This window comes from Streptomyces sp. NPDC024687 (assembly GCF_055559055.1).
Genome location: NZ_JBVHLJ010000001.1, coordinates 910,785 through 927,324, shown reverse-complemented (window position 1 = coordinate 927,324; position 16,540 = coordinate 910,785). Strand labels below are relative to the sequence as shown.

13 protein-coding genes are annotated in these 16,540 nt (G+C 71.7%); 9 read left to right on the top strand and 4 right to left on the bottom strand.

Annotated features, from left to right (window positions below; genetic code table 11):
- Positions 1-8 precede the first annotated feature (8 nt).
- Positions 9-701, top strand: a complete 693-nt coding sequence (locus tag ACZ39I_RS04100) for a hypothetical protein (protein WP_467242733.1) — start codon at positions 9-11, stop codon at positions 699-701.
- 53 nt (positions 702-754) lie between these two features.
- On the opposite strand, the gene ACZ39I_RS04095 is transcribed toward ACZ39I_RS04100, so the two are convergent.
- Positions 755-1,513, bottom strand: a complete 759-nt coding sequence (locus tag ACZ39I_RS04095; RefSeq protein WP_467242732.1) for a hypothetical protein — start codon at positions 1,511-1,513, stop codon at positions 755-757.
- Positions 1,514-1,586: 73 nt separating this feature from the next.
- On the opposite strand from ACZ39I_RS04095, the gene ACZ39I_RS04090 reads away from it, so the two are divergent.
- Positions 1,587-2,369, top strand: coding sequence for an adenosylcobinamide-GDP ribazoletransferase (locus tag ACZ39I_RS04090; RefSeq protein WP_467243315.1), 783 nt, complete (start codon positions 1,587-1,589; stop codon positions 2,367-2,369).
- Here ACZ39I_RS04090 and ACZ39I_RS04085 read toward each other — a convergent pair.
- Complete coding sequence (locus tag ACZ39I_RS04085; RefSeq protein WP_467242731.1) at positions 2,366-3,169, bottom strand: endo alpha-1,4 polygalactosaminidase; 804 nt, start codon at positions 3,167-3,169, stop codon at positions 2,366-2,368. The genes ACZ39I_RS04090 and ACZ39I_RS04085 overlap by 4 nt on opposite strands.
- A 194-nt stretch (positions 3,170-3,363) precedes the next feature.
- On the opposite strand from ACZ39I_RS04085, the gene ACZ39I_RS04080 reads away from it, so the two are divergent.
- From ACZ39I_RS04080 to ACZ39I_RS04050, 7 genes are all read left to right on the top strand, one after another.
- Positions 3,364-4,890, top strand: coding sequence for a leucyl aminopeptidase (locus ACZ39I_RS04080; RefSeq protein WP_467242730.1), 1,527 nt, complete (start codon positions 3,364-3,366; stop codon positions 4,888-4,890).
- Positions 4,891-5,202: 312 nt separating this feature from the next.
- Positions 5,203-6,591, top strand: a complete 1,389-nt coding sequence (gene lpdA / locus ACZ39I_RS04075) for a dihydrolipoyl dehydrogenase (protein WP_467242729.1) — start codon at positions 5,203-5,205, stop codon at positions 6,589-6,591.
- A 77-nt stretch (positions 6,592-6,668) separates the two neighbouring features.
- Positions 6,669-8,477: a 2-oxoglutarate dehydrogenase, E2 component, dihydrolipoamide succinyltransferase gene (gene sucB, locus ACZ39I_RS04070; protein ID WP_467242728.1), complete on the top strand. Its 1,809-nt coding sequence runs from the start codon at positions 6,669-6,671 to the stop codon at positions 8,475-8,477.
- Positions 8,478-8,755: 278 nt separating this feature from the next.
- Positions 8,756-9,379 (top strand): GntR family transcriptional regulator, encoded by a 624-nt coding sequence (locus tag ACZ39I_RS04065; RefSeq protein WP_467242727.1) that lies wholly within the window; start codon positions 8,756-8,758, stop codon positions 9,377-9,379.
- A 1,340-nt stretch (positions 9,380-10,719) separates the two neighbouring features.
- Positions 10,720-13,422, top strand: coding sequence for a pyruvate dehydrogenase (acetyl-transferring), homodimeric type (aceE, locus tag ACZ39I_RS04060; RefSeq protein WP_467242726.1), 2,703 nt, complete (start codon positions 10,720-10,722; stop codon positions 13,420-13,422).
- Positions 13,423-13,521: 99 nt separating this feature from the next.
- On the top strand, positions 13,522-14,496 hold the full coding sequence (locus tag ACZ39I_RS04055; RefSeq protein WP_467242725.1) for a helix-turn-helix transcriptional regulator: 975 nt from the start codon (positions 13,522-13,524) through the stop codon (positions 14,494-14,496).
- Between the two features lie 76 nt (positions 14,497-14,572).
- Positions 14,573-15,091 (top strand): DUF4240 domain-containing protein, encoded by a 519-nt coding sequence (locus ACZ39I_RS04050; RefSeq protein ID WP_467243314.1) that lies wholly within the window; start codon positions 14,573-14,575, stop codon positions 15,089-15,091.
- A 27-nt stretch (positions 15,092-15,118) separates the two neighbouring features.
- Here ACZ39I_RS04050 and ACZ39I_RS04045 read toward each other — a convergent pair whose 3' ends face one another.
- Both ACZ39I_RS04045 and ACZ39I_RS04040 read right to left on the bottom strand, forming a co-directional pair.
- Entirely contained in the window at positions 15,119-15,337 is a 219-nt protein-coding gene (locus ACZ39I_RS04045; RefSeq protein ID WP_467242724.1) for a hypothetical protein, read from the bottom strand.
- Positions 15,338-15,444: 107 nt separating this feature from the next.
- On the bottom strand, positions 15,445-16,158 hold the full coding sequence (locus ACZ39I_RS04040) for a peptidoglycan recognition protein family protein (protein ID WP_467242723.1): 714 nt from the start codon (positions 16,156-16,158) through the stop codon (positions 15,445-15,447).
- Between the last annotated feature and the right edge of the window lie 382 nt (positions 16,159-16,540).

The following is a 16,540-nucleotide window of genomic DNA, read 5'->3' as shown; positions in this document are numbered from 1 at the left end:
ACCATGGGATGAAGAGGGTCGCCCGCTGGGCCCGCGCGGAGTGGGGGCCGTTGTACGTCACCGTGCGCGGGCCGTTGCTCCGGCGGGGGTGGCGGGCGGTCCCCCTGGCCCTGGCGGCCGTGTGTCTGACGGCGGCCCTGCACTTCGTGCACAACCAGTCGTGGGGCTACGGCTTCGTCCAGGACGTCGGTGCGGTACGCGCCGCGGATCCCCTCTGGCTCGCCCTGCTCCGCACTCCGCTCTCCCTGTTCGTGCCGGCCCTGGACCTGCCGGTGTGGGGTGCGCTGGCGCAGCTCCTGTTCGTGTTCGGGATCGCCGAGATCTGTCTGGGCCGGTGGCGGACTCTCGCTCTGGCCTACGCGGCCACGCTCGCCGGGACGCTGTACGCGCGCGTGGGCATCTGGCTGGGCCCCGACATCCCGCTCGGCCTGCCCGCCTCGGACGCCCACGTCGTCGACACCGGGCCGTCGGCGGCCGTGGTGGGCCTCGCCGTCTTCCTCGGCCTGCGCTACGGCGCCCGGGTCACCGCGGGTGCCGTGATCGCGGCGATGGTGGTCGAGGTACTGGTGAAGGAGAACCTCGCCGGCAAGGAACACATGGCGGCGATCGCGGCGATGCTGGTGCTGTGCGCGATCCCGGCGGAGCGTCGGCGGCGGGCGCGGGAAAGGGTCCGGGGGGACCTGCCGCCGTCAGGACCGTGAGGGGACGGTCGGGACTGCCGAAGGCAGCCGTTTCACACAGCCCTCGCGGTGCGTCAGCGGCGTTCCAGTGACGGGGTCGGGTCCGGTTTGCCGCCGATCAGGTCCTGGAACTTCCGGCGGGGGCCCGACCAGCGTCTGTCCCGGCGGTAGGCGCGCAGGGTGGCCCGGGCGCGGGCGCGCGGGCGGCGGCGGTAGAAGCGGCGGGCCCAGGGTGAGCCGGGGCGGGCCAGGCGGAGGACGCCGATCAGGCCGACGAGCGGGACGATCACGCTGAAGATCGCCATCCGGGTCTTGCCCTTGAACAGGACGAGTATCGCGAAGAGGAAGTTGACCACCACGCTGGTGATGACACCGCCGCGGTCCTGGGCCTCCTCCTGCGTCACGTCGTTGACACCGAACGGCGAGAATCCCGCGAGCATCAGGCCGACCAGCGCCGCGGTGAGGACGACGACCTCGACGCTCTTGCGGCCCTCCTCGCTCCAGTACACGTCGTCGAGGTGCAGGATCAGCGCGAACTCGTCCAGCACCAGACCCGCGCCCATTCCGAAGACGACCGCGCACAGCCCCGCCACGAAACCGTGCCGCCCGCTCGTGACCGCGCCGAAGCCGCCGACGATGGTGAGGACGACTCCGGGCACCACGTGGTGGATGTGCATCCCTCCGGTGCTGACGTTGCCGAAGGGACCCTTGCCCGCCCGGATGAGCCGGGTGATGACCCGTGTGATCAGGAAGGTCAGCACGAACGCGGTCAGGGCGAGGAGCAGCGGCAGCTTGCCGGGTTCCACGATGTTGCGGTGCAGCCAGTGGCCCATGGAACCAGTCTCCGGTCGGCGGGGGCGGGCCGCCCGGCGACCGGGGCGTCCGGGCTACTCTGCCGACGTGTCCATGACCCTGCCCCCGCTCGACGGCCTCCGCTTCGCCTTCGGCACGCTCAGCGTGCTCCCCGTGAAGGTGACCCGCTGGGACCGGGAGGCGGCGCGCGCCGGAATGCTGTGCGCGCCCCTGGTGGGGCTGGTGCTGGGCTGCGGGTCGGCCGCGGTGGGGCTCGTGCTCCTGTTGCTCGGTGTCTCCGCGCCGCTCGCCGCGGTCGCCACGGTGGCCGTACCCGCCGTCCTCACCCGGGGCCTGCACCTCGACGGCCTCGCGGACACCGCCGACGGCCTGGGCAGCGGCAAGCCCGCCGAGGACGCCCTGCGGATCATGAAGCAGTCGGACATCGGCCCGTTCGGGGTGATCGCCCTCGTCCTCGTGCTCCTCGCCCAGGTGGCCGCGCTCTCACAGATGTACGGCGATTCCTGGGCGCGGGGTGCGACAGCCGCGGTGGTCTCGGCGACGGCCGCGCGTCTGGCCCTGACCCTCGCGGCGCGCGCCGGAGTCCCGCCGGCCCGGCCGGAGGGGCTGGGGGCCGCGGTGGCGGGGGTCGTCCCGGTGCGGGGGGCGGTGCTCACGGCCGCCGCGGTGACCCTGGGGGCAGCCGCGGCGGGGGCGCTCTTCGGGTTGTACGACGTCGTCCGCGCGGTTCTCGCGGTGGCCGCCTCCGTAGGAGTCGCCGAGCTCGTGCTGCGGCACTGCACGCGCCGCTTCGGCGGAGTGACCGGGGACGTGTTCGGCGGGCTGGCCGAGACGGCGGCCACGACGGCGCTGGTAGTCCTGTCGATGACGTTCTAACAGGCCTTCCGCCACACCCCGAGCTCGTACTTCTTCAGCATCGAACTCAGCTTCAGCCGCCGGGACTCGGCGCAGAAGCGGCTGGTGGGGAGTTCGTACTCGACGTGGAAGACGGCCTTGCCGGCCTTGATGAACGGCTCCATGTCCCCGCACTCGCCGTACTGCGCGCACTGCTCGTTGACCGCGAAGTCGAAGTCCCCCACCAGCGCCGGGATCTGGTCGAGGTCGTTCTTCAGGCCGACCGACATGCCGCGCTCGTGGGCCAGTTCGGCGATCAGGCGGTTGTAGCGGAGCTGGTCCGCCGCCGTCAGCGGGAAGCCCGTGCGGTTCCGGTAGCCGTCCATGTTGTCCGGCTCCACCGCGTCGAAGCCCTTCTCGCGGCACATGTCGAGGCGGTCCGCCATCAGCGGTTCCAGGACGTCCGTGGCGCGGATGTCGAGCCAGCGCTCCCCTTTCCAGCCGTTGCCGCGCCCGATCACCGACTTGGGGAAGTCACCGGCGTCGGGGCGCCAGTCCTCCCACGCGCCCGTGGAGAGGTAGCAGATGACCTTGCGGCCTTCACGGTGGAGCGACGAGACCACCGCCTTCGACTGGTCGAAGCCGTCGATGTCGTACACCGGCACGAGCACGGAGGTGTCGACGCGGCCGGTCAGCTGCCACTGCCAGGCGATGCCGGGGCGGGGCCGCCAACGGGAGTCCCCTGACCCGGAGTCGGGGGTGGAGTGAGGGGTGGAGCGAGGGGTGGTCGAGCATCCCGTCGCCAGGAGGAGCAGGGTCACGAGCAGGAGGCGGCGTATCAAGAGGGGGGCTCCAGGGCGTGCGGCGAACGATCGGCGGCCGACCCGAGCGTAGGCTCTTCCCGGGTGGTCGCCGACAGGGGTGAAGGCCCCGATCGGGATCCGTGTTCGGACACGAAATAGGGTCGGCCGTCGGGCCCGGTCGACCCACCCGCTCGACCCAGACAACCTCACATCGGAAGCGAGAATTCACCACCGTGACTGCTCTGACTCTCAGCACCTCCGCGGCGCCCGGCCTGCGGGCCGACGCGATCGTGATCGGTGTCGCCAAGGGCGTGAAGGGCCCGGTCGTGGCGCCGGGCGCCGAATCCGTGGACAAGGCCTACGACGGCAGGCTCGCCGGTGTCCTGGAGACCCTCGGTGCCTCCGGCGCCGAGGGCGAGGTGACGAAGCTGCCCTCTCCCGCCGGCCTCAAGGCCCCTCTCGTGGTGGCGGTCGGCCTGGGCGCCGAGCCCGAGAAGGACTCCTCGTTCGCCGCGGAGACGCTGCGCAAGGCCGCCGGTGTCGCCGCCCGCACGCTGACCGGCGCGAAGAAGGCCGCGTTCGCGCTGCCGCTCGCTGACGCCGCCGACCTCGGCGCGGTCGCCGAGGGCGTGCTGCTCGGGGCGTACACCTTCGACGCCTACAAGGAGAACGCCAAGGACCCCAAGGCCAGGAACGGCAAGGCGCCGCTGGCCGAGGCCGCGCTGCTGGGCGGCAAGCCGCGCGACGCCGCGTACAAGGCCGCGCTCGCCCGGGCCGTCGCGGTCTCCGAGGAGCTCAACCGCGCGCGCGATTTGATCAACATGCCGCCGAACGACCTGGACCCCGCCGCCTTCGCCGCGATCGTGCAGGCCGCGGGCAAGGAGCACGGCCTCAAGGTGCAGGTGCTCGACGAGAAGGCCCTGGAGAAGGGCGGCTACGGCGGCATCCTCGGCGTCGGCGCGGGCTCGGCGTCGGGGCCGCGGCTGGTGAAGCTGTCGTACACCTCGTCCAAGGCGAAGAAGCACCTCGCGCTGGTCGGCAAGGGGATCACCTACGACTCGGGCGGCATCTCGCTGAAGCCGGCGGGCCACAACGAGACGATGAAGTGCGACATGAGCGGGGCGGCGGCGGTGTTCGCGGCCGTGGTCTCGGCCGCGCGGCTGGGCCTCGAGGTCAACGTGACCGGATGGCTGGCGCTCGCCGAGAACATGCCGTCGGGGTCCGCGACGCGCCCCGGTGACGTGCTGCGCATGTACAGCGGCAAGACGGTGGAGGTGCTCAACACCGACGCCGAGGGCCGGCTGGTGCTCGCGGACGCCCTGTGGGCGGCGTCGGCGGAGAAGCCGGACGCGATCGTGGACGTGGCGACGCTGACCGGGGCGATGATGCTCGCGCTGGGCAGCCGGACGTTCGGGATCATGGCCAACGACGACTCCTTCCGTACGGCGGTGCACGAGGCCGCGGAGGAGGTCGGGGAGCCGGCGTGGCCCATGCCGCTGCCGGAGCACCTGCGCAAGGGGATGGACTCCCCCACCGCCGACATCGCGAACATGGGCGAGCGGATGGGCGGTGGCCTGGTCGCCGGACTCTTCCTGCGGGAGTTCGTGGGCGAGGGCATCCCGTGGGCGCACCTCGACATCGCGGGGCCGGCGTTCAACGACGGTGGGCCCTTCGGGTACACGCCGAAGGGCGGGACGGGATCCGCGGTGCGTACGTTGGTGCGGCTGGCGGAGCTTGTCGGCTCGGGTGACCTGGGGTGATGGTCGCCTAAGAGCTCGGTGCCATCGGTTGTACGGCGTCTAAAGGGGCGTGGGGCTGGTCGCGCCCACGCGGCGGAGCCGCATATGGCTACAGCCCCGCGCCCCTTGCGTGTCTCACCTGAACCCTTCTTCTCATGTGAGCGTGTGGTGTCTCACACCCCGGCCCGGCGTCTCGTTCAGTGCTGACAAGTGCGAAGATGGGGCTCGGCAGGACAGGGCCCCCACACAGGGCCGAAGAAAGAGCGGCCGGACACCAGCCGCCGCCCGGTCACTGGAGACCGGCGTACGGCGCACATGCATGGAGGACGTGACGTGGCGAACGACGCCAGCACCGTTTTCGACCTAGTGATCCTCGGCGGTGGTAGTGGCGGTTACGCCGCGGCCCTGCGCGGGGCGCAGCTGGGGCTTGACGTCGCCCTGATCGAGAAGGACAAGGTCGGCGGTACCTGCCTGCACCGGGGATGCATCCCCACCAAGGCCCTGCTGCACGCGGGCGAGATCGCCGACCAGGCCCGCGAGAGCGAGCAGTTCGGTGTGAAGGCCACCTTCGAGGGCATCGACATCGCCGGGGTGCACAAGTACAAGGACGGCGTGATCGCCGGTCTGTACAAGGGCCTGCAGGGGCTCGTCGCCTCCCGCAAGGTGACGTACATCGAGGGTGAGGGCCGGCTGTCGTCGCCCACCTCCGTCGATGTCAACGGTCAGCGCGTCCAGGGCCGCCACGTGCTGCTCGCGACCGGCTCCGTGCCGAAGTCGCTGCCGGGCCTGGAGATCGACGGCGACCGGATCATCTCCTCGGACCACGCCCTCGTCCTGGACCGCGTGCCGAAGTCCGCGATCATCCTGGGCGGCGGTGTCATCGGCGTGGAGTTCGCCTCCGCGTGGAAGTCCTTCGGCTCGGACATCACGATCATCGAGGGTCTCAAGCACCTCGCTCCTCTCGAGGACGAGAACTCCTCCAAGCTTCTTGAGCGCGCGTTCCGCAAGCGCGGCATCAAGTTCAACCTGGGCACCTTCTTCCAGAAGGCCGAGTACACCCAGGACGGCGTCAAGGTCACCCTCGCCGACGGCAAGGAGTTCGAGGCCGAGGTGCTGCTGGTGGCCGTCGGCCGCGGGCCCGTCTCCGCCGGTCTCGGCTACGAGGAGCAGGGCGTCGCGATGGACCGCGGCTACGTCCTGGTCGACGAGTACATGCGCACCAACGTCCCGACCATCTCCGCCGTCGGTGACCTGGTCCCCACGCTCCAGCTCGCGCACGTCGGCTTCGCCGAGGGCATCCTGGTGGCGGAGCGTCTGGCCGGTCTGAAGACCGTTCCGATCGACTACGACGGTGTCCCGCGGGTGACGTACTGCCACCCCGAGGTCGCCTCCGTGGGCATCACCGAGGCCAAGGCCAAGGAGATCTACGGTGCGGACAAGGTCGTCGCTCTGAAGTACAACCTGGCGGGCAACGGCAAGAGCAAGATCCTGAACACCTCCGGCGAGATCAAGCTCGTCCAGGTGAAGGACGGTGCCGTGGTCGGCGTCCACATGGTCGGCGACCGCATGGGCGAGCAGGTCGGCGAGGCCCAGCTGATCTACAACTGGGAGGCGCTGCCGGCCGAGGTCGCCCAGCTCATCCACGCCCACCCGACGCAGAGCGAGGCGCTCGGCGAGGCCCACCTGGCCCTGGCGGGCAAGCCGCTGCATTCGCACGACTGATCCCTCGGTCCACGAACGCGACTCCGCGACTCCGCGACGACACAGACTTCCGCAATTCGTAAGGAGCAACCGAAACCATGGCGGTTTCCGTAACCCTTCCGGCGCTCGGCGAGAGCGTCACCGAGGGCACCGTCACCCGCTGGCTGAAGGCCGAGGGTGAGCGTGTAGAGGCCGACGAGCCGCTGCTCGAGGTGTCGACCGACAAGGTCGACACCGAGATCCCCTCCCCCGCCGCCGGTGTCCTGGCCTCCATCAAGGTCGCCGAGGACGAGACGGTCGAGGTCGGCGCCGAGCTGGCCGTGATCGACGACGGCACCGGCGCCCCCGCCGCCGAGCCCGCCCCGGCCGCCGAGCCGGCCCCGGCCGCCGAGCCGGTGGCCGAGCCCGCCCCCGAGCCGGCCCAGGCCGCTCCCTCCACCGAGCAGGCCGCCCCGGCGCCCGCTCCCACCGCCGAGGCCGCTTCCGGCGGCGGCTCCGCCGAGGGCACGGACGTCGTCCTGCCCGCGCTCGGCGAGTCCGTCACCGAGGGCACCGTCACCCGGTGGCTGAAGGAGGTCGGCGACTCCGTCGAGGCCGACGAGCCGCTGCTCGAGGTCTCCACGGACAAGGTCGACACCGAGATCCCGGCGCCCACCTCCGGTGTGCTGCTGGAGATCGTGGTCGGCGAGGACGAGACCGCCGAGGTCGGCGCCAAGCTCGCCGTCATCGGCGCCCCGGGTGCGGCTCCGGCCGCTGCCCCGGCCCCCGCCGCTCCCGCCCCGGCCCCGGCTGCCGAGGCCCCCGCCCCGGCTCCGGCTCCCGTCCCCGCGGCGCCCGCCCCGGCTCCGGCCCCGGCCCCGGCCCCGGCCCCGCAGCAGCAGGCGGCTCCGGCGCCCGACCCGGCACCCGCCGCTCCGGCTCCGGCTCCCGCCCCGGTCACCCCGGCCCCGGCGCCCGCCGCGACCTCCGGTGACGACGGCGCCTACGTGACCCCGCTGGTGCGCAAGCTCGCCGCCGAGCACGGTGTCGACCTGGCGTCCGTCAAGGGCACCGGCGTCGGTGGCCGTATCCGCAAGCAGGACGTCGTCGCCGCCGCCGAGGCCGCCAAGGCCGCCGCCGCTCCGGCTCCGGCCGCTGCCGCCGCCCCGGCCGCCGCCAAGAAGGCGCCGTCCCTGGATGCCTCTCCCCTCCGTGGCCAGACCGTCAAGATGCCGCGCATCCGCAAGGTCATCGGCGACAACATGGTCAAGGCGCTGCACGAGCAGGCGCAGTTGTCCTCGGTCGTCGAGGTCGACGTCACCCGCCTGATGAAGCTGCGCGCCCGTGCCAAGGACGCGTTCGCGGCCCGTGAGGGCGTCAAGCTCTCCCCGATGCCGTTCTTCGTCAAGGCCGCGGCCCAGGCGCTGAAGGCGCACGCACCGGTCAACGCCAAGATCAACGAGGGCGAAGGCACGATCACCTACTTCGACACCGAGAACATCGGTATCGCGGTGGACTCCGAGAAGGGCCTGATGACCCCGGTCATCAAGCACGCGGGCGACCTCAACCTCGCCGGCATCGCCAAGGCCACGGCGGAGCTCGCGGGCAAGGTCCGCGCGAACAAGATCACGCCCGACGAGCTGTCCGGCGCGACCTTCACCATCTCCAACACCGGTTCGCGCGGTGCGCTCTTCGACACGATCATCGTGCCGCCGGGCCAGGTCGCGATCCTCGGCATCGGTGCCACGGTCAAGCGCCCGGCGGTCATCGAGACCGAGGAGGGCACGGTCATCGGCATCCGCGACATGACCTACCTGACCCTCTCCTACGACCACCGTCTGGTGGACGGCGCCGACGCGGCCCGTTACCTGACCGCGGTCAAGGCGATCCTGGAGGCGGGCGAGTTCGAGGTCGAGCTCGGCCTGTAAGCCTCTTCGCTCCTACGGTGCCCCCGTCCGGTTTCCGGTCGGGGGCACCGGTGTTTGATCACCGGGGTGTCAGTGCCCCGTCCGGCTTGACGAAGACGCAGGCGGCGCCCTGACGGACGCGACACTTCTCGGTGCCGTGGGGGTCCGTGCTTGACAGAAGCCGTGCGACTGGGAGCGTGTAAGCCTCGTCTCACCTGCATGAAAGCGCCCCCGTGCGCCCCTCCCGGACGAGCCCTCGGCCTTATTGTCTTAACGTCAAACGCCCTTAAGGAGCTCTCATGACCGCGCCCGTCGTCCACTCGCTGCGCGAACAGATCCGCGAGCACATCGTGGAGGGGATCGTCAGCGGGCGCTGGCAGCCGGGCGAGCGGATCGTGGAGCGCCGTATCGCCACCGAACTGGAGGTCAGCCAGACGCCGGTGCGGGAGGCGCTGCGCGAGCTGGAGTCGCTGCGACTGATCGAGTCCGCGCCGAACAAGGGCGTACGGGTGCGGAACCTTTCGGCGGCCGACCTGGAGGAGAGCTACCCGGTCCGGGCCGGTCTGGAGGCGATCGCGGCGGAGCTGGCGGCGGAGCGGCTGGCGCGGGACTGCTCGGCCCTGGAGCCGCATGTCGCCGCGCTGTACGAGGCGGACCGGGACTCCGACGGCACCGGCCAGGTGCGGCACACGGTGGGTTTCCACCGGGAGCTGGTGCGGGCGGCCGGCAACTCGGTGCTGCTGCACACCTGGGAAGGCCTGGGCATCGAGGTGTTCACCGCCCTGTCGATCCGCTGGCTGGGAACGGTCCAGCAGTCGTACGCGGAGGAGCACGAGGAGCTGGTGGCCGCGTTCCGGAGGCGGGACCCTCGGATCGCCGACATCGTGAAGTCCCACGTCCTGGGCTGCGCCCCAAGGGCCTGACGGCCGGTTCGGCACCACCGAACACGCGCTGCGGCGCCTGCACCGCCGCAACTGAGCACGACAGCCGGGGCGAGCACCGTCGCGACTGAACACCAGGGTGGCCGAACACGATGGACCCGACCACGCTCACGGCCGAACACCACCGCAGCGAACACCACCTGGCCCGAGCAGCGTCCCGGCGAGCCCAATCGGCCCCAGCACCGCCGCGCCAAGCACCACCCCCGCCGAGCACCATCCTGGCCAAGCACCACCGTGGTGAACACCGCCCGCCCCAAGCAGCGTCACGGCGAGCCCAATCGGCCCCAGCACCGCCCAGCCAAGCACCACGCCGCCGAGCACCGTCCCGGCCAAGCACCACAGTGGCGAACACCGCCCGGCCCGAGCACCGTCGCGAGTGAAGACCACCCTGGCCGAACACCGCCGCACCCGAGCACGGTCACGGCCGAGCACCACCCGGCCCAAGCAGCGTCACGGCGAGCCCAATCGGCCCCAGCACCGCCGCGCCAAGCACCGCCCCCGCCGAGCACCACCAGCCCCGAGCACCATCCTGGCCAAGCACCACCGTGGTGAACACCGCCGGGCCGGAGCACCACCCGGCCCAAGCAGCGTCACGGCGAGCCCAATCGGCCCCAGCACCGCCACGCCAAGCACCACCCCCGCCGAACACCACCAGCCCCGAGCGCCATCCCGGCCAAGCACCACCATGACGAACACCGCCCAGCCCCAAACATGGTCACGGCGAGCACCACCCGGCCGCCCAGCACCGCCGCGCCAAGCACCACCAGACCCGAGCACCACCCTGGCGAACACCGCCCAGGCCCAAGCATGGTCACCGCGAGCACCACCGGCCCCAGCACCGCCAAGCCAAGCACCACCGGCCCCAGCACCGCCAAGCCAAGCACCGTCGCGGCCAAACCGCCGGACCCGAGCACCACCAGCCCCGAGCACCGTCCCGGCCGACCACCGCCCCGCCCCAGCACCACCAGGCCGAACACTTCCAAGCACCACCAAACCGAACACCCCGCACCACCGCGCCCGAGAACACAGGACCCCTGCCCCAAGACGTTGCCGCACCCGAGCGCGCCTCCGCTCAAACGGCCTCCGACCTGCAAAAACCCGGGGCTCCTCAGTCACCCGGTGCCACCGCCGGAGGCACCCCGTGCCTACTTTCTCGTCATCGAGAAGTTTTGCCCCTCAACCCTTTGATCGATCATCGATCAGCGAGTTAGAGTCGCCGACGGGCCCTTACCGGGGCCCTCCGCCCTGTCCTGCCAAAGACAAAGGGCACCCCCGAACCCTTACCGATGAGGGAACCCCCTTCGACTGAGGAAGGCGGCGACATGACCGACCCCAACGCCATCCAGGCCAGCGAGCTCGACCAGCTCCCCGACCGGGACCCCGAGGAGACCGCCGAATGGCAGGCCTCCCTGGACGCGGTCGCCAAGGCGGCCGGCCCGCACCGTGCCGCGTACCTGATGCGCCGCACGCTGGAGAGGGCGGAGGGCAACGGCATCGCGCTGCCGAAGCTCCTCGAGACCGACTACGTCAACACCATCCCCACCGCCGCCGAGCCGGGCCAGCCCGGTGACCCGGCGATGGAGGCCCGCATCACCGCGTGGAACCGCTGGAACGCGGCCGCGATGGTCACCCGCGGCTCCAAATACGGCGTCGGCGGCCACATCGCCACCTTCGCCTCCGCGGCCTGGCTCTACGAGACCGGCTTCAACCACTTCTTCAAGGGCAAGGAGGCCGACGGGTCCGGCGACCAGCTCTACATCCAGGGCCACGCCTCCCCCGGCATCTACGCCCGCGCCTTCCTCGACGGCCGGCTGACCGAGCACCACCTCGACAACTTCCGCCGCGAGTCGGGCGGCGACGGCCTCCCGTCGTACCCGCACCCCCGCCGCCTGCCCTGGCTGTGGGAGTTCCCGACGGTGTCGATGGGCCTCGGCCCGCTCTCCGCGATCTACCAGGCGCGCTTCAACCGCTACCTCACCGCCCGCGGCATCAAGGACGTCTCGCAGTCCCACGTCTGGGCCTTCCTCGGCGACGGCGAGATGGACGAGCCCGAGTCCACGGCGGCACTCGCACTGGCCTCCCGTGAGGGCCTCGACAACCTCACCTTCGTCATCAACTGCAACCTGCAGCGTCTCGACGGCCCGGTCCGCGCGAACTTCAAGATCGTGCAGGAGCTGGAGGCCCAGTTCCGCGGCGCCGGCTGGAACGTCGTCAAGTCGCTGTGGGGCAACGCCTGGGACGAGCTCTTCCAACTCGACACCACGGGCGCGCTCGTACGACGGCTCCGCGAGGTACCCGACGCCCAGGTGCAGACGTACCAGACGCGCGACGCCGCCTACATCCGCCAGGACTTCTTCGGCAAGGACCCGGCGCTCGTCGAGATGGCGAAGCTGCTGTCCGACGACAAGATCCTCGAGTGCTTCCACCTCTCCCGCGGTGGCCACGAGGCAAGCAAGGTCTACGCCGCCTACAAGGCCGCCGTCGAGTTCAAGGGCGCGCCGACCGTGATCCTGGCCCAGACGGTCAAGGGCCACACCCTCGGCGAGGGCTTCGCGTCGAAGAACGCCAACCACCAGATGAAGAAGCTGACGGTGGACGAGTTCAAGACCATGCGCGACCTGCTCGAACTGCCCATCAAGGACAGCGACTTCGTCGACGGCGTGGTGCCCTACGGCCACCCGGGCGCCGACTCCCCCGAGGTGCGCTACCTCCAGGAGCGCCGGGCCGCTCTCGGTGGTCCCGCCCCGGCCCGCCGAGTGCACCCCGTGGCCCCGCTGCCGGCCCCGGCGGAGAAGACGTTCGCCTCCTTCGACAAGGGCTCGGGGACGCAGAACGTCGCGACGACGATGGCCTTCGTACGGCTCATCAAGGACCTGGTCCGCGACAAGGAGACCGGCAAGCGATGGGTGCCGATCGTCCCCGACGAGGCGCGCACCTTCGGCATGGAGTCGCTGTTCCCGTCGCTCGGGATCTACTCCCCCAAGGGCCAGACGTACGAGCCGGTCGACCGCGACCAGTTGATGTACTACAAGGAGGCCACCAACGGCCAGATCCTCAACGAGGGGATCACCGAGGCCGGTTCGATGGCCGACTTCATCGCCGCTTCGACGTCGTACGCGACGCACGGCGAGGCGATGATCCCGTTCTACATCTTCTACTCGATGTTCGGCTGGCAGCGCACGGCCGACCAGATGTGGCAGCTCGGCGACCAGCTCGGCCGCGGCTTCCTCGTCGGCGCCACGGCGGGCCGTACGACGCTGACGGGCGAGGGACTGCAGCACGCGGACGGGCACTCGCCGGTGATCGCGGCGACGAACCCGGCGGCGCTGACGTACGACCCGGCGTTCGCCTACGAGGTCGCCACGATCGTGCGTGACGGCATCCGCCGCATGTACGGCGAGGCGGCTCCCGGCGAGGACCCGAACGTCTTCTACTACCTGACGGTCTACAACGAGCCGCTCCCGCAGCCCGCCAAGCCGTCCGGCCTCGGTATCGACGAGGGCATCGTCAAGGGCCTGTACCGCTTCAACACGGCGGAGTCCGCAGGGGTTTCCCCGGCCGCGAACGCCCCCCGCATCCAGCTGCTCGGCTCCGGCACTGCGATCCACTGGGTCCTCAAGGCGCAGCGAATGCTGGCGGAGGAGTGGGGCGTGGCGGCCGACGTGTGGTCCGCGACCTCCTGGACGGAGCTGCGCCGCGACGCGCTGGAGGCCGACGCCGGCCTGCTGCGCGGCGAGGAGCGGATCCCGTACGTCCGTCAGGTGCTGCACGGTGCCGAGGGTCCGGTGCTCGCGGTCTCCGACTACATGCGCCAGGTCCCGGACCAGATCGCGCAGTGGGTCGAGCAGGACTGGTCCTCGCTGGGCGCGGACGGCTTCGGCCTCTCCGACACCCGCGAGGGCGCCCGCCGCCACTTCGGCGTCGACGCCGAGTCGGTCGTCGTCGCGGCCCTGGCCCAGCTGGCCCGGCGCGGCGAGGTCAAGGCGACGGCGGTGAAGGAAGCGCGGGAGAAGTACGGGCTGTAAGCGCCTGGGCTTCGATGCTTTCGCTTCGATGCTTCCGGTGAAGGGGTACGGCTGCCGCCGTGCCCCTTCGCTGTCAGTGGGCCCCGGCATCATGGCCGTATGCGTGCTGCCCGGCTCATCAAGATGGTGCTGTTGCTCCAGTCCCGGTCCTCCATGACCGCCGCCGAGCTGGCGCGCGAGCTGGAGGTGTCGGAGCGGACGGTGACGCGGGACGCGCAGGCGTTGTCGGAGGCCGGGGTTCCGGTCTACGCCGACCGGGGGCGGGCTGGCGGGTACCGGCTGATCGGCGGGTACCGGACCCGGCTGACCGGCCTGGCGCGCAGCGAGGCCGAGGCGCTGTTCCTGTCCGGCTTGCCGGGCGCGCTGCGCGAGATGGGCCTGGAGGACGCCGCCTCCGCCGCCCGGCTGAAGGTCTCCGCCGCACTGCTCCCCTCCCTCAGCGACGCCTCCCGTACGGCCGCTCAGCGCTTCCACCTCGACGCGCCCAACTGGTTCACCGAGCCGAAGCCCCCCGAGCTGCTGCCCGCCGTCGCCGACGCGGTGTGGGACGACAGACAGGTCGGCGCGCGCTACCGCGGCCGGGAGGGCGAGGTGGAGCGGGACCTCGAGCCGTACGGGCTCGTGCTCAAGGCGGGCGTCTGGTACCTGTGCGCACGGATCCCGGACGGCGGTTCCTTCCGGGTGTACCGGATCGACCGTTTCACGGCGGTGACGGCCGGCGAGGCCCGCTTCGAGCGCGACGGGGAGTTCGACCTGCCCGGCTTCTGGGCGGAGCGCGCCGAACAGTTCGCGCGCTCGATCCTGCGGGCCGAGGTCGTCGTACGGCTGTCCGGGGCGGGGGCGCGCGGACTGCCGTACGCCGTCGATCCCGCCACGGCCCGGGAGGTGCTGGCGGCTGCCGGGCCGCCGGACGGCGACGGATGGGTGACGGTGACCCTCCCGGTGGAATCCGAGGAGGTCGCCCACGCGCAGCTCGCGTCGCTGGGGCCGGAGGTGGAGGTGCTGGCCCCGGAGAGCCTGCGGGCGCGGTTCGCGGGGGACGCCGTACGTCTGGGGAGGCTGTACAGGACGTGAAGACCCTGTTCGGGACATAACAATCCGCCGCACTCCACGTGCGCCGCACCCTTCCAGGCCCGATGCTGGACCCGTGATGGACGAGACGGAGTTCTGGGAGCTGGTGGACGCCACCCGCGAGGCCGCCGAGGGCGACCCCGAGGAACAGGCCGACCTGCTCGTGGAGCGGCTGCTGGCGCTGGACCCGGACATGGTCCTCGACTTCGCCCGTCACTTCGAGGCCCGCTTCAACCGCGCGTACACCTGGGACCTGTGGGGCGCCGCCTGGATCCTGCTGGACGGGGCGAGCGACGACGCCTTCGACTTCTTCCGGTGCTGGCTGATCGGCCAGGGCCGTGAGGTGTACGAGGGCGCGGTGCACGACCCCGACGCGCTCGCCGACCTGCTGGCCGACTTCGACGAGGAGATCGACGGCGACGGCGAGGAACTGGGCTACGCGGCCGACGAGGCCTATGAGCAGCTCACCGGTACCGTCGCTCCCGACCTCGGCATCCCGCCCGCGGCCTCCGAGCCGATCGGCGCGCCGATCGACCTGGAGAGCGACCGGGTGCTGGCGGAGCGGTATCCCAAGCTCTGGGAGCGGTTCAGGGGCTGAGTCCCCGTCACGCCGCTCGCGGTGCGTTCAGGCCGCCGTGCCGGCCCTGCGCCGGGTCGTGTCCGTCGGGATGTACGCCTGCGTCTGGTCGGCCTTCACCGCGTGGTGCAGCGGGGCCGCGTTGGCCTGGTCGAGCGCGGACGCGGTGACGGCGGCCGGGCCGAGGACCACGGCGACGACGGCGCAGACGACCGCCCAGGGGCCGCGGGTCCTGTTGCTCAGGGTGCTCATGTGACTGCTGTTCATTTCTTCCCCACCTCCGTCAGTGCGTGTGCATGACCATAGGGCGGCTGTTTCGGCGTGATCCTTGAGTGGCCTACGAGAACCCTGTGAGAGCTCGCCGACCCGACGGGTCATGTCCTGCCCTGGAGACGGGCCGCCCGCTGTCTGATCTCGGGCAGCAGGGCTCTCAGCGCGGCGCCGGGACACGTCGTCATGTAGGCGGCGCCGTGGCCCGCGAGGGCGGGCAGCGCCGCGGTGGTGCCGGCGGTGTAGCGGCTGGCGCTGTTGCTGGAGGTGAGACGGACGGTGCTGCGCGGGTCGATGCCGGCGAGGCCGAGCTTCCAGGCGACCAGGGCGGCGATCGCGTCGGTCATCGCCCGCGGGACGGTGACGCCCGCGGTGAAGGTCCCGAGGGCGGCGATGCCGGCCGTGCGGTGGTTGAAGCCGAGGGTGTGGGCGCCGGTGACGGGGCGGTCGACGCCGCCGGCACGGCCCTCGTAGATGGTGCCGCAGCGGTCGACGAGGAAGTTGTAGCCGATGTCGTCCCAGTCCCGGGCGCCGGTCTGGCCGGCGGCCAGGTAGCGGATGATGCGGGGCGCGTCGGCGCAGTCGTAGTCGTTGGGCGAGTCGGTGTGGTGCACGAAGACCGCGAGCACCTTGTCGTCGTAGTCCGGGGGCGGCGGGGTACGGGCGGCGGTGTTCGCCTCCCCGTCGACGGCCCACACCGACCTCGGCACGATGTGCGGTCTGCTCGCGGCGTGCGGCACGGTCTTCTGCCGGGCCACCGCCCCACTCCGCGCGGACCGGACGGAGACCGCGTCCTCGATACCGGTGACACACAGCACCAGAACGAGGACGACGGCGAGGCCGGGAAGACAGGCGAGGAGGGGGTGGGGGAAGGGCGCAGCGGAGGGAGAGGGCCGGTCGACGGAGTCGGGGTTCGCGGGCTGTACGGAGGGTGATCCCTCCGAGGGCGGGAGGGCCGGCGGGACCGTACGTCGGCCGGATCCCGCCGCCTTGGTGCCGGACCTGGGGCCCGCGGAGGGTGGGGCGCCCGAGGAGGCCGCCCGCTCCGCAGGACCGGCAGGCGACGAGGGCCGGACCGGCCCGCCCGGGAGCGGCCGGACCGGCGGGGCCGTACGTCGGCCGGATCCCGGCGTCTGGGTGCCGGCCCCGGGGCCCGTGGAGAGTGGGGCGCCCGAGGAGGCCGCCCGCTCCGCAGGACCG